9 protein-coding genes are annotated in these 14,035 nt (G+C 54.1%); 5 read left to right on the forward strand and 4 right to left on the reverse strand.

The window, feature by feature from the left end; all coding sequences use genetic code 11:
- A partial coding sequence (locus ACTBDZ_RS09105; protein WP_438815077.1) for a HupE/UreJ family protein occupies nucleotides 1-610 on the forward strand: 610 nt, incomplete at its 5' end.
- A 140-nt stretch (nucleotides 611-750) separates the two neighbouring features.
- On the forward strand, nucleotides 751-1,842 hold the full coding sequence (locus ACTBDZ_RS09110) for a hypothetical protein (protein ID WP_438815078.1): 1,092 nt from the start codon (nucleotides 751-753) through the stop codon (nucleotides 1,840-1,842).
- Between the two features lie 49 nt (nucleotides 1,843-1,891).
- On the opposite strand, the gene ACTBDZ_RS09115 is transcribed toward ACTBDZ_RS09110, so the two are convergent.
- The 4 genes from ACTBDZ_RS09115 to ACTBDZ_RS09130 all read right to left on the reverse strand — a co-directional run bounded on the left by ACTBDZ_RS09115 (nucleotide 1,892) and on the right by ACTBDZ_RS09130 (nucleotide 10,039).
- Nucleotides 1,892-4,381: a putative virulence factor gene (locus ACTBDZ_RS09115; protein WP_438815079.1), complete on the reverse strand. Its 2,490-nt coding sequence runs from the start codon at nucleotides 4,379-4,381 to the stop codon at nucleotides 1,892-1,894.
- The gene (locus ACTBDZ_RS09120) at nucleotides 4,378-7,365 is read right to left on the reverse strand and encodes a virulence factor SrfB (RefSeq protein WP_438815080.1); all 2,988 of its coding nucleotides are present in this window, start codon (nucleotides 7,363-7,365) and stop codon (nucleotides 4,378-4,380) included. Before ACTBDZ_RS09120 ends, ACTBDZ_RS09115 begins: the two co-directional genes overlap by 4 nt.
- 4 nt (nucleotides 7,366-7,369) lie before the next feature.
- Nucleotides 7,370-8,776, reverse strand: a complete 1,407-nt coding sequence (locus tag ACTBDZ_RS09125; RefSeq protein WP_438815081.1) for an SrfA family protein — start codon at nucleotides 8,774-8,776, stop codon at nucleotides 7,370-7,372.
- 174 nt (nucleotides 8,777-8,950) lie between these two features.
- On the reverse strand, nucleotides 8,951-10,039 hold the full coding sequence (locus ACTBDZ_RS09130) for an MBL fold metallo-hydrolase (protein ID WP_438815082.1): 1,089 nt from the start codon (nucleotides 10,037-10,039) through the stop codon (nucleotides 8,951-8,953).
- A 115-nt stretch (nucleotides 10,040-10,154) separates the two neighbouring features.
- On the opposite strand from ACTBDZ_RS09130, the gene ACTBDZ_RS09135 reads away from it, so the two are divergent.
- The 3 genes from ACTBDZ_RS09135 to ACTBDZ_RS09145 all read left to right on the forward strand — a co-directional run bounded on the left by ACTBDZ_RS09135 (nucleotide 10,155) and on the right by ACTBDZ_RS09145 (nucleotide 13,913).
- Nucleotides 10,155-11,378: an MFS transporter gene (locus ACTBDZ_RS09135; protein WP_438815083.1), complete on the forward strand. Its 1,224-nt coding sequence runs from the start codon at nucleotides 10,155-10,157 to the stop codon at nucleotides 11,376-11,378.
- A 331-nt stretch (nucleotides 11,379-11,709) separates the two neighbouring features.
- Entirely contained in the window at nucleotides 11,710-12,546 is an 837-nt protein-coding gene (locus ACTBDZ_RS09140) for an N-acetylmuramoyl-L-alanine amidase (protein ID WP_438815085.1), read from the forward strand.
- A gap of 41 nt (nucleotides 12,547-12,587) precedes the next feature.
- The gene (locus ACTBDZ_RS09145) at nucleotides 12,588-13,913 is read left to right on the forward strand and encodes a glycoside hydrolase family 10 protein (RefSeq protein ID WP_438815084.1); all 1,326 of its coding nucleotides are present in this window, start codon (nucleotides 12,588-12,590) and stop codon (nucleotides 13,911-13,913) included.
- Nucleotides 13,914-14,035: the final 122 nt, after the last annotated feature.

A 14,035-nucleotide genomic window follows, 5' to 3' on the forward strand; every position in this document is an offset into this window, starting at 1 on the left:
GTTAATGGAATTGAAAATGAATAACCCAATGAAGGTACTGTTTACTGCTGCTTTATTTGCCTTGCCCGTTGCTGCCTTTGCCCATATCGGGGCCGATGATGGCGCCCACCATGTGACTGGCTTTATGCAGGGATTTATCCACCCGCTTACTGGCCTCGATCACTTGTTTGCCATGACGCTGGTCGGTGTGTGGAGCGCCATGAATACCAAAAAATGGTGGCTGGCACCGATCTCCTTTGCCAGTCTGTTGCTGGTGGGCGCACTGATTGGGATGGCGGGGCTGGTTGTGCCGGCGACCGAACATATTGTTGCCGCCTCGCTGCTGGTTCTGGGGCTGATGGTGGCCATGCAACTGAAACTGTCAGCCTCCACCGGCGCTGTGCTGGTCGGCGCTTTTGCCCTGTTTCATGGTCTGGCGCACGGCGCAGAGCTGTCACACTCCTTTGCTGCTTTGTCAGGGATGGTGGTCGCGACTGCGCTGCTGCACATCGGTGGGCTGGTGTTGGGCTATGCCATGCTAGCGGCGAAACGCAGCGTGTGGTGGCCGCGCGTTATCGGCGCAGGCTCTGCGCTGCTTGGTGTAGGGCTGTTGAGTGGCTTCTTTGCCTGAGTGTTTTTCTCGATGATGACGATGATGACGATGATGACACAGGTTCCCACCGCCTGATGCGGTGGGATACCGGATTTTACAACGCGGGCTAACCCGGCAACTGCTATCGTGTAATCCACAGAATTCCACGGAATATCGCCATGTTGCCAACAGTGACTTCCGAATCTATCGCCCTGTTACCGCTTTCTTCCCGCGATCGGCAGCATGCTGCTCTGACGCCCACCGCAGTAATGAATAAAACCCATCTCCAGCCGCATGGACAATTGATTTATCGTTTTCAGGACCGACTTTTCTGGTGTGAGCATGATGATGTCTCCTCGCTGCACAGTCGGGTGAGCTATATCAATACGCTGATGAATCATATTCGGCAGACGATGCCCAACCGGGATCAACCGCTGACGTTGATTTCACTTGGGGCAGGTGGGTTGCTGATGGAGTCCTTTATTCATGCCCAGTTGCAAGGCAATGGGTATCAGGACATCAACTGGCGGGTCATCGACATAGAATACGGGCCTGATGGGACCCAACGCTGCCTTTCACATCGCGACAGTCTTGAAGCCTTTGCCACGATAGCGGCGGAAAAACTGGCTGTTTACGGTTCGGATCAACGCTATTTTAATACCTTTATGGGCGGGAACGGTGCAACTAACGACAGAGGTCGCGGCGCTACCGTGCTGCTGGGAATTGATCCGCCTACCTCATCGTCACAGGCTTTAGGGATGGCGTGCTTCGATCCGCAAAGTATGTCGGTCAAGGGCCGCCCCGTTGAGGATATCACCGACGCCAATTGTCTCTATTTGATCGCCTGCGATCCTGAATATAAAGAGCAGGTACACCACGCGATGACGGCGCTGGCACGTGGCGATCGCGTGGTCACTCTGGGCAGCATCATAAAATGCCACGTCAACAAATTTGGGAGCTGCGAGGTGTTGTCCACGCAATCGCCAAGAAGTCTGACGATGAAAGAAGCCTGTACACCGCTGCTGGAACAGGCAAAAACCACACAGGCGTCGACGTCGGCTCCCGAAATAACGATATCGGATATCAAGCGCGCCGTTGAGCGCTACGTTGCAGCGATGGCAGATGAAAACGATCTGTACTACGCCGAATGCTGCGTGTCTGATTATGACGTTAGTCTGGGGCGACTGCGTGATTACATCATCGATAGCCCGCATTCATCATTACTCGCCACATTGGAGATGAACGCGACCCATATTGAAAGCTATCCGTAAACGGCCTGACGCGGAGGTTTTGCCCCTGCGTTGAGCAGGGGTGGGGCACTTATTTTTCGCCAGAGGGAGTGGGCTTGAAAATTTGCAAAATGGCACCCAACTGTTTGCGCTGTTCAGCATCCAGTTCACCACCGGCTGAATGCCCGGCATTTTGCAGAATCAGGGTATTGAGCCCAACCAGCCAGTCATACACGTAAAATGCCGTATTGTTGGTCGGTGTGAGCGACAACTTGGTCAATCGCTTGGCGCTGCCCCAACTGGCAGCCTGTTTTTCCGGCTTGGCGAAGATTTTACGTCCACGGTTAATACGGCTTTCCGGGCGCTGTTCCTCGGGCATTTTCTGGAAACCTAACCAGGCGATATAATCGCCGAGCACCGTCAGTGCGCGAGAAACCTGACTGTCGATCTCATTGTCCGTGTAGGCGCTGGGGTGATCGACCTGGTTCAGCGTCGTGTGCAGCGCCTGATTGATGCCTTGACGCAGACCAGCGGTGATGACTTCTTCCATCAGCATTTCCAGCGTCGGTTTACTCAACCCGAGCAATTCGACCAGCGGCGCGTTGTCCGGCAGGTTGCGCATATGGTTTATCCAAAAGCGCAAGACCTGACTGGCAAAGGCCGCATTGGTATCCACATCGCTCGGCGCTTGGGACTCATCGGTCTGTGTCACATCCAGCGGTGTGTCGCTGAATAAATCGATATCCATGCCGATGCCAAACGGATCGGCGTTGGTCATGGCACTGATGTTATCCAGGGCCGGATGGGCGACAAGGCTAACGCCGGATTGACGCTGCTGCTGATAAAGACGGTGCAACTCATCCCGCGTCGGCAACATGCGCTCCAGCAATTCGCCATGTACGCCTGGTCGCGTCTGAAGTGATTTCAACACGGATTCGGCCACTTTCTGCTTTCTCATCGCCGAAATTTCACTGTCAGACTGATACCAGCCGCCGAGAATGTGCTCGAACAGTTCATTTTGCATGTCATGCAACTGTTCTGACAGTCGTGCCAGCTTGTTTTCCCGTTTGACTTCGGTATTCAGCCAGTTAGCCATGCGTTTTACACCGCGTTCGTCCGTTGCCAGCATGGTTCCCCAGGATTCTCCCGGATTACCCACGTAGCGTTGAACACCTTCATCGTAGTGGGTGTTGTGTATGACTCGCTGATCGAATTTGGTTACCGCCCAAATCAAGCCGGGTTTATGCTGACTACGCTGCTGTGCAGTTTCCCCTTGCGTCTGTTTCACCCAGTAGTCGAGCGCTTTACCGACTGCTTTGACATCGGCGCGACGATCTACCGCCGTGCAGATCATCAACAGATTGATGGCGTGCTGCTCAGTGTACCGTTCCAGTAAATAGCTGGCCTTGGCTTGCAGCAGGTTTTTTATCAGCACCGGATAACGTTGTACTGCGCCATGCTCGCGATCGCTACTGGAAGCGGCGTGTACGTTGCTGAGCGGATTGAAGCCCGGAATATCAAGCAGGTCGACTTGCTCAAACAGGGGCTCACGCGTCGGTGACTGTAGCGTCACCACCAGTTCAACGGCGAGGAAAGCCAGCTCCGCCAGAGAAAGCTCAACCGGTTTGCTGGCCCGATTATTGATGACCGGGCGCACATGCACGCTGGGATCGGACGAGGTATTGAGGTAGGCGACGGTTGACAGGTTCATGATGCCATCGGTAGGCAGCAAGACGTCATCGACCAGTACGCTGAGCGGTGCCAGCACTTTATAGCTGTAATTCAGCCGCTGTAGCGTATGCGCAAACTGGCGATAGGCCGCCGTGTACTCTTCTTTGCCTTGCCACAACACGGAGAACAACCGCGCCCGATCGTCAATGGTCAACGCCGGGGTAAGGGCAATAGCGGCGGGCCAGAAGTGGGTCTCGAGCCATTTTTGCCGTTTGCCATCGTGACGCGCCAGGCTGTCCCACAGGGCAATGACTTCATCACTACTGAATCCGGGGATTGTCTCGGGTTGACGATGCATCGCCAACAGCGCCATCTGCTCGACGAGTTGCTGTTCATCTTCGGCCAAACTACGGGGAGATGGAGGTGCAACGGCCGTGGACAAATACTCCTGTGCCAGAATATTGACGATGTCCGCTTCGCTTAACAGCAGCAATTGAACCGGATAGGTGGCGTTTTTCACGCCAGGCTGACGGGTAAAGCGGGTTACCAGCCCGGCGAGCTGGCTTTCAGGATTAATATGCGCCTGGTAGTCCAGGGTATGGCCGCCGAGATCGCTCTCCAATCGACCATTTTCTCCCGCGGCTAACGCGGAAATCAGGTAGGTTTTGCCTTCCTGTGCCTGACCGAACAGCCCGATGGCCATCTCTTTTCCGGCGCTGTCGGCCAGCCGTTGTGCCTTGTTACGATGACGGCGTAGTTTGATGGTTAGCGTATCGGCTTCCATTTCCAAACGCGGTGAGCGGGGACGGTTGGCCTCTACCCACTCAATGGCCTGCTCAATGCCTTCTGATGCGGCAGTCAACTGCGTGGTTAACCGGGTCGAAAGTTGTTTTGGCGTCAGTGCTCTCATTTGCTGAATACGCTCCCGCTGTCGATCCAGTAGTGTGTTGCGCCGGAAGCGCTGTCAGCCAGCGTGTTAAGCCGCAGCCGCAGATAGTGAAGCGGAACCTTGCTGCCATCTTGTAGCGTGGCGTCGGCGATTTCGAAACGTTCTGGCGTAGGTTGCCCCGCCTCGCGCGCGACCGCTAAACGCAGATGCAATACACTGTCACCCGCAAGCTTGCGGGCCAGCGGTTGATCGATAATGGTCAGCGTGTAAAGCGGCGTAGCGGGCCAGCGTTCGTTATCCAACTGACGGAAACCAAGCCCAATACCGCCACGTACCGAGAAGTAGCCGCGTTTATCCAATTCAAAATCGGCGGCATCCAGATCGATATCGCTGTAGTAGAGGTTATCCTGTGTTAACTGTTGGTTGGCATCAATCATGCCGAAATAGCGGATAGTGGAGTAGGGTTCAAAATCCCCCGCTTTGAAATAAAAGCCCGGCAGGCGCAGGTCCAGAGCCAACAAGCACAGCATGGCGCCAACTGCCGCGGTGGATTTCGGGTTCTCGATACGGCCGAATTTATTGAACGGATACCAATCGCTGGTGTGATAGCCATCCAGCGACACGATGCGGCTGATGGGCAACGGTTGAAGGTAACGGAACAGTGCCTGTATGCCGGGGAAACGCGACGGGCGACCGGTAAGCAGCAACACATCACAATCATAGAGTGCCACTACCTCGCACAGAGAACGCAAATTTTGCGTGATGCTGATGCGGTTGGATAAGAACTCGCCGTGCAACTTGCTCAGCCGAACGATAAGCGGCGTGTGCAGGATATCAAACGCGGCAGCATCCGCCGGTTGTTCACGCTGGATTTCGCCGTTCAAATAGTCCAGCACCTTGCCGGTGGGACGTTGCGGCAGCAGTTCACCAAAGCTGGCTTCCAGTTCGGCGCTCATGTCGAGCGGATCGAACCCTTCATAGGCTTCGAGGATTGCACGCCCAATCGGCATCAGGATTTGCAGGGTGGACTGCTGACGCAGGGTAGATTGACCATCCATTCTGCCCGCGTTGCCAAACAGCTTGTCCATCAGGCTGTCCGGCGTGGCGATCCCGGCTTTTTTCAGTGACGCATGTAGTGCAGGCAGCACGTAGAGCTGGATCATATCCAGCAATATATCGTCGCCCGCCACTTTGAAACCTTCTCGGAACATCAGCAATGGGCTGATTTTGACGTTACTGCCGATACTATCATCCAGCGTATACTGCGTTACCGCGAGATCGGTGGTACCACCGCCGATATCAATCGATGCAACGCGCAGAGTTTGTCCCGGCTGCTCATCGGCATCGCGCACCCGGTCTGGCCGCGCCTGGCTAGCGAAAAAGGCTTTGGTGTTGCCACCAAAATTGACCTGACTTTCTTTGTAGAGATAGACCATCTGGCCGCAGGTGGCTTCATCCCACTCCATTTGCACGTCAGGCACGGGGAAGCGGCTGGCCGCTTTCTCTTGTTCCGTATTGAAGCCATCATCCGCCGGGTGCCATCCCATCGCTTTCCAGACCAGACCAATGGCTTCTTGCATGCGACGGCGGAATATCTCGCGCTCAGGTTTTGGCATGGCGGAGGGCAGCGTCAGAATGATGTTACGCAGGCGGCGCGGTGCGCTGTCATTCACCATTTTGGCGCGCTGCGCCGCACTGTTCATCTGGCTCAACGCCTGTGCCAGCAGTTCACACAGCATCAGCGTCATCAGAGAACTGCGGCTATATTGTGCGGAAAATACCGGAAGACGATCGTCGAACGGCACAGTAAACAGAGGCTGGCCTTCATCATTGATCAAATGTGTGAACGGTGCGGCGATGGCGTGCGGCTCGAGCGCGGCGTTGCCGACGGTTTTGCTGAATCGCCAGCCGGGAGTGTAGCTCTCTTCATCCCACAGATACCGGCGTGGGCTGGAGAGCCCGCTGGCACCTTCAGTGCCGAGGCGCGCCAGCGCCATACGGCTGGCTTCCCGGCCAACGCGCACGATGGAAGGCCAGAGGAAGGCGTCTTCGCGGCCACTTTCCAAGGAGAAATTGGGCTTGCCAAACTGCGCGTGCGCAAATTCGATGCGACTTTCAAACATCTCATTGTAGATCTGATGCGGCTGTTCCAGATCGCGCAATTGCAACTCATAACTCTGGCTCAGCCCGTTATGCGCCTCCGGATGGTCTTCGACCAGAATGCCGCAGGTGTGCGAGTTGCCCACATCCAGAATCAGGTCAACGGCGATATCCGGCTCTTGCCGTGTGCCTGCAACCAGGGTGATTTCCGGGATCCGCAATTGCTTGCCCAGCATATCCAGCAAGTTCAGGTAGTGCGCCTGATACTCAAAACCACGCAATGCGGTGCGTTGGTCCGCTTCACTGCGCTGTTCACGCTCGGTGGCATGGTGGGTAAAGACTTCGCGCAGCCAGCCATCGACCCAGGTTAAATCGAGAAACTCCCCCAACTCTTCACTGTGATACGCCAGCGTAAACTTCAAACCGGCAGTAATGTCGCTTTCGGTCGGGGCGAGCAACTCGTTCTCATCGCCGTCAGAATAGACTTTGGTATCGAAAACGATGCAGATACGGTGAGTATTGCCATCCTGATCCGGTCTTGGCAGGGTCACGACCTTCATGCGTGCCCAGTTATCCGGGCCACCAATAAAGGTACGCGGTGGGTTGAAGCGCATAAACGGGAGCGGCAGCCAGACATTGCTCAGTAGCAGCAGCGATTGGCCCAGCGAGAAGCTAGATTCAGGGCGTACCACTTCTGGCACTGATCCCAGCGGCGCAGGCAGGAGATATTTGCCGTTCTCCTCATTGAGGATCAGGCGCAGCAGCGGGCCGTTTGCCGTCTTGCGGACGAACTTGCCCGGGCCTTGCGCATCGATAGCGGGTTTAAGCGCAAAATCCAGAAATTGCAGACTGCTGTCCTGGATGAGCGTGATCTTTTGTTTATAGTCCGTAATCGTGGCCAGCATAGGGTTATTCGCTCTCACGCTTAAAAGTCAAAGGGATCAGGTTGTCGTCGTCATAACGGCCTGAGCACTCAGCCGGGCCACTGGCCCCCTGAGAACAAACAATTTCTGGCATTTGATAGCGTGACCCATCGCTACAGCGTGCTTTCACCCGGCTGTTGATAATCAGGTTGCCCGATTGCATCAATCCGGCAGTGACGTTGGCGCGGCAAGTGACGCCTTCACCGTGAGTGAGGCGCACCGTACCCTGACCATCTTTGAGTTGATAACGCAAGCTGGCCGGTTTGCCAATGGTGGGGGTTTTGATATCGGCCGTCACGCGCCAGGTGCCGTTCAAGAAATCGGTTTTTCCCAGCTTGACCGATAATATCGGCATCACCAGCGCATTTTTGTCTACCGGCTTGGCTTCTTCCGGCTTGGTTTCTGCAACCACCGTTTCAACCGGTGGCGTGCTGGGGGCAGGAGCGGGTTTCTGTGCCACCACCGGCGCTGTTTCTGGATGTGCAACCACGGGCGCTTTTTCCGCTTCTGGCGGCGTTTCAGCAGCAACAGGCGGTGGCGCTATCGGTGTGGCGTTTTGTGCGACGGCCTCGGCCTCTTTGGGTTTTTCCGTGGCAGGCAGTACCCGTTTTTCCGGCGTATGTGCAACCACCGGTTCTGAGGTTATCGGTTTACCAGGCACGCCAGCGCGGAATTGCCACACCAGCGCACCCGCGAGTGCCATGCCCGGTGCAACCCACCACCAGCGACGCAATGCCGATTTCCCTTGAGCCGCTTGTTGCACCGGAGGGAGAGCGGCCTTGGGCGTTTCTTCGGGTTCGTTTTCCGGCTCAACCGGTAACGACGCCGTCTCAGCATAGACAGCGGCAGCGTTGGGTTGCGCAATGGGCGGTGCAATCGGATCGACCAACGGTTGTGCCGTGATGACCGGTAATGCTTCGCGCAGGCACTCTAAGGCATCGGTTCGAGGTTTTTGGTCAAGATTAATGAAACCCCAAAAGGTGATGACGGGGTGGCCACCGACCAGATAAACGTAATTTGCGGCGGGGAATTGGAACGCCTTGGCGAGCAGGGCTCCAAATCGTTGCTGCGCCGCACTGTCTGATGCCAACGCTCGTTCACTCAATGCCGCAACGGTGGTCAGGCAGGTTTGCAACTGCTCCAGCGCTGCCTCCCGTTCCGCTTCACCAGCGGCCATCCATGAGGTGACTTTTCCTTCGCCGGGAGCGTACCAATCAAGACGATCGCCCGTTTCATTCGGTTGCGGAATGGCCAGACAGTCAGCGATAGTTTGTTGTCGCCGTAAACGCAGAGTTTCTCGCAACTGAAGAGCCGATGCATACACCGGTTGCCCATTTTCGCCCAGTGCAAAAAAATCGGCCAAACTTCCGCTGCGTAGTAATGATTTTGCCAAGAAAGAGACCTTATTCAATGGAAGGTTAAAATCTGAAATCAAATCAGTTTACTATAAAATGTACTTTAAACGGAAATGGCAATGTCAAACGGATAAAGAAACGACAAAATCACTAAATATTTGACCTATCAACGCCGTTTCTTGGGTTTAGCGTTACGTATGGGCGGTTTTTTTCTATGGGCTGTCGTTTTCCGAGTATGCCGTGCCTTGTGATGCGGGTGGGAGGGAAACTGACGTCTTTTCGGGCACAAAGGGCATCCACCATAGCGGTGGTGTAGATAATGAATGACTGTCCACCACTTCACCCAGACGTGGGCAAATCACCTGAATGCCTTTCTGAGCGGCCAACGCGCAACTGCGCTGTACGGGTTCTGTCCAGTGGTGCAGTGAAAGCGTAAACATGCCCCAGTGAATAGGAACAAAAGTGCGTGGTGCCAGATCGCGTACCGCTTGCAGGGTTTGTTCCGGTGTCATGTGAGAATCGGGCCAGCGCCGGTTGTATTGGCCATTCTCGACAAACGCAAGATCGATAGGTCCAAAGCGTTCTCTGATGGCCGTGAAGTGGTCATCGTAGGCGGAGTCTCCGCTGTAATACAGCGTTTCATGCGGGCTTTGTAGCACCCAGGAGCACCAGAGTGTGCGGTTGTGATCGAAGGGGGTGCGACCGGAGGCATGACGCGCTGGCGTCGCAGTTAATCTCAGTGTCTTCCACGCGCATTCTTCATACCAATCCCGTTTGGTAATGCGCTCTGCGGCGATCCTCCATTTTTGCAGGGTTTTTCCCATGCCAAGCGGAGTAACAAAATGGGTTTTCTTATCGCGGAAAAAATCGATGGTTACGCGGTCCAGATGATCGTAATGGTTATGTGAAAGCACGATCACATCGATAGCGGGCAATGCTTCCATCGGGACCACCGGCGGTTGAAAGCGTTTGATGCGAAAAGGAAAGGGGGCTGCGGATGCAGAAAACACAGGGTCGATCAGTACGGTGACGCCACCCATGTTCAGTAGCAGACTGGAGTGACCAAACCAGATGATGCGGGTTTTATTATCAGGTTTGAGAAACTCCCGCCAATTCGGCGTGACTTCTGGCAACCGCTGTTCCGGCATACGGGATCGTGCAGTAAACAACAGGCGCCTGAGTACCGAAAGCCGTTCACGCCAGCCCATGTGCAGGTATACGCTGGGTCGCACGTTGTGAAAACGCTGGTCAACCGTAGAATAGTGGGGAGGCGTGGTGTTCGATATCGCCTTTTCGGTCATGGTGTCACTCCGCCTTAAGGTGAAATTGTGCTGTCTGAGTAAAAAAGCCACACGACAGCGTCATGCGTGTTTAGTATGCTAAACAAACCGTGATTGACGATGACATAACAATATCATGATTTTATCTCAGGTAAGACAGGGTGCGTTATCCAGTAATAAGTTATTGCTCATTTGTGGCACCGGCTGGCTGTTTGATGCCATGGATGTCGGGCTATTATCTTTTGTTCTGGCGGCGCTGAAACTGGAGTGGGGACTCTCCGCCGCGCAGTTAGGGCTGATCGGCAGTGTCAATTCCATTGGCATGGCGGTTGGCGCGTTTGTTTTCGGACTTTATGCCGATCGTAAAGGGCGCAAATCTGCCTTTATGATCACGCTGCTGATGTTCAGCATCGCCAGCGGATTAAGCGCCTTTGCCTGGGGGTTCGGCAGCCTGTTGGTGTTGCGCTTCTTTATCTGCATGGGATTAGGCGGCGAACTGCCGGTGGCATCTACGCTGGTCAGTGAAAGTGTGCCCCCGGAAGTGCGAGGACGCATCGTGGTGCTGCTCGAAAGCTTTTGGGCCGTCGGCTGGCTGCTGGCCGCGTTAATCGCCTACTTCCTTATACCCTTGCCGAGTGTCGGCTGGCGCGGTACCATGATCCTGTGTGCGTTGCCAGCCTTCTACGCGCTATACCTGCGCTTTCGTTTGCCGGATTCGCCGCACTATCTTCAACTGAGCCAGAAAGAGAAAAAAAGCGCTTTTCGCCATAAGATTGCTGCACTCTGGGCACCGGAGCAACGGCGTGCCAGCGTGATGCTGTGGATTGTTTGGTTTTGCGTGGTGTTCTCCTATTACGGCATGTTCCTGTGGTTGCCGAGCGTGATGATGCTCAAAGGGTTTGATATGGTGAAAAGTTTCGGTTATGTGCTGGTGATGACGCTGGCACAGTTACCCGGCTATTTTACCGTTGCCTGGCTGATTGAACGTGCAGGGAGAAAAGCAGTACTGGTGGTCTATTTACTGGGAACGCTGATCAGCGCCTATTTTTTCGGTGTTGCGACCAGTGCCCCACAACTGCTGCTCTCCGGCTCGCTGCTGTCGTTTTTCAACCTCGGGGCCTGGGGGGCGCTTTATGCCTATACGCCAGAACAATACGCAACATCGATTCGTGCTACCGGTGCAGGAATGGCAGCGGCAGTGGGGCGTATCGGTGGGATCTTTGGCCCGCTATTGGTCGGCGCTTTAGTCGCAAGCGCCGTGCCCATCAGTGGTATTTTTGCCTTGTTTAGTCTGGCAATACTGCTTGCTGTCTTTGCGATTCTGCTGCTGGGGCAGGAAACGCGACAGCGTGCACTGTAGCGCCTGGCATCGATCGAATGAAAAAACGGGGGCCAGGTGGCTCCCGTTTTTTTGCCTGTTTTACAGAAACGTTTAATGCAATAGACCTAACATCCAAGGTGACAATGTCACTTATTGGTGGTTAAAAAGAGTAATTAATCCTTGGAAATGCTATAAAACGATTAAATATCGCAACGGTTTAGCGATGATTTAATAGCAACCGGGTAATCATTATAGAATAAAGTGTCTGTTTACTTGCTTATTGTAATGTTTGTTGATGTTAATGATCGCCAAGGAAGTGAATTTTTCTATGATATTCAATTCTGTTTCGTCAACTACTCGCCCACATGGGCTGAAATTGCTCACCGTGGGGGTGCTCGCATTGATTGTGGCCGGATGTTCTACGCCGCGCTCAACGTTAGTCGATCGTGGCGATTACATCGTGGATACCACTCATCCGGCTAAAGGCCAGAATGAGCGTGTCCGATTTCTGATTTTACATTACACCGCGCTGAATGATGCGCGTTCGCTAGAGGTGTTAACCCAAGGGCAGGTCAGCGCGCATTATCTGGTTGCGAAAAATCCATCGCTGCGGAATAAAAAACTCGTAGTGATGCAACTGGTACCAGAAGATATGAGAGCCTGGCATGCGGGTGTCAGTAATTGGAATGGCCGGGTAAATATCAATGACTCTTCGGTGGGCATTGAGATTGTTAACCTCGGGTTTACCGATAACATGCTTGGCGTTCGTACCTGGTATCCTTACAATGAAACGCAAATTACCGCGCTTGCTGCGCTGACCAAAGACATTATCAAGCGTAACAACATCACACCGGATAATGTTCTGGCACACAGCGATATTGCACCGCTGCGTAAACAGGATCCTGGCAAACTGTTCCCCTGGAAACGGTTTGCAGAGATGGGCGTTGGTGCCTGGCCTGATGATGCAACGGTGAACAAGTATCTTGCCGGACGGCAGCCGAGTGCGCCGACCGATGTGTTGACGCTTCAGAAAGCATTGCATCAGTATGGTTATGATAAAATTCCGCAAAACGGTGAGTTGGATAAAGAAACTCGTTTGACCATTAGCGCGTTTCAAATGCACTTCCGCCCGTCGGATATTGAAGGTAATGCCGATGCACAAACGGAGGCGATTGCCAAAGCGCTGGTGGAAAAATACCGAACCTGAACCCGTGACTACCCTTTCTACTGCCAAGGAATTGCTCAAACATGCTGAATTATCGACGTTGCTTTTTTCTGCTGTGTTTGGTGTGTGGAGTGCTGGGGTGCAGTAGTAAGGGGAAAATTATCCCTCCCGCTGTGGTTGAGGCTCCCGTCCGCGTTTCTCCGGCTGTGCCGGAGAACGTCAAGGGTGTTTGGCTAACCACGCTTTCTGGCCTTGACTGGCCGACGCCTGCGTCAAGTGATGAGCCGTCAGATGAGCGCCGTATTGCGTTACAAAAACAGGCGCTGATCGACAAGTTGGACAATCTGGTTAGCCTGGGAGTTAACACGGTCTGTTTTCAGGTAAAGCCGGATGGCACAGCGTTATACCGCTCGGCGTTACTGCCGTGGTCTGATGTATTAACCGGCGTGGTGGGCAAAGATCCCGGTTACGATCCTTTGGCCTTCATGTTGGCTGAAGGGCATAAGCGTGGATTGCGCATTCACGCCTGGCTCAATCCCTACCGTGTGACCAGCAATACCCAGCCGAAAACCGTGGCCGCGCTGCGCCGCACTCTTAGTGCGTCGCCCTCTAGCGTTTATGCGTTGCACCCAGAATGGATACGCACGGCGAGCGATCGGTTTGTGTTGGATCCCGGTATCCCAGAAGTGCGTCAGTGGATCACCAATGTGGTGGTGGAACTGATTAACAACTACGCCGTGGATGGCATCCATTTTGACGATTACTTCTACTACGAAACCCCCGCGTCCCGTTTGCAAGATGATGCTACCTATAGGCAATATGGACAGGGGTTTGTCGTCAAAGGGGACTGGCGGCGCAATAATACGTTGCTATTGATTGAGCAAGTATCGATGGCAATCAAAGCGGTCAAACCGCAGGTTGAGTTTGGCGTCAGTCCGTCGGGCGTGTGGCGCAATGCGGAGAATGACGCTCGCGGTTCGGATACGCGCGGTGGTGCGGCCTATGACATCTCTTATGCGGACACTCGGTTGTGGGTTGAACGTGGCTTGATTGACTATATCATCCCGCAAATCTACTGGCCTTTTTCACGAGAAATCGTCCGTTATGACACACTGGTAAAATGGTGGGCGGATGTGGTAAGGCCAACAAAAACGCATCTCTACATTGGTATCGCACTGTATAAAGTCGGTGTGCCTTCGCAAAAGGAGCCTGATTGGGCGCGGGACGGCGGCGTGCCTGAACTGCGGCGGCAGTTGGCGCTCAATGAAGCGCTGCCGGAAGTGAAAGGTAGCGTGCTCTTTCGTGAGGGATTTCTTCATCAACCTCAAACCGTACCGGCGGTAGATTACCTCAGAAAGCACTGGGGTAAAGCGGGTCTGATCCTTGAAAGAGGTGGCCGCAACGGTTGAGCCTGTACATAAATTTGTGTAATTGCCTGATTTTGATATGTTCAATCCAACATCAAAAGCAGGTTACTTTATGGACGAAAAACAGTTGCAGGCTCTGGCTAATGCACTGGCCAAAAATCTCA

It is taken from the genome of Symbiopectobacterium sp., assembly GCF_051710365.1.
GTDB lineage: Bacteria > Pseudomonadota > Gammaproteobacteria > Enterobacterales > Enterobacteriaceae > Symbiopectobacterium.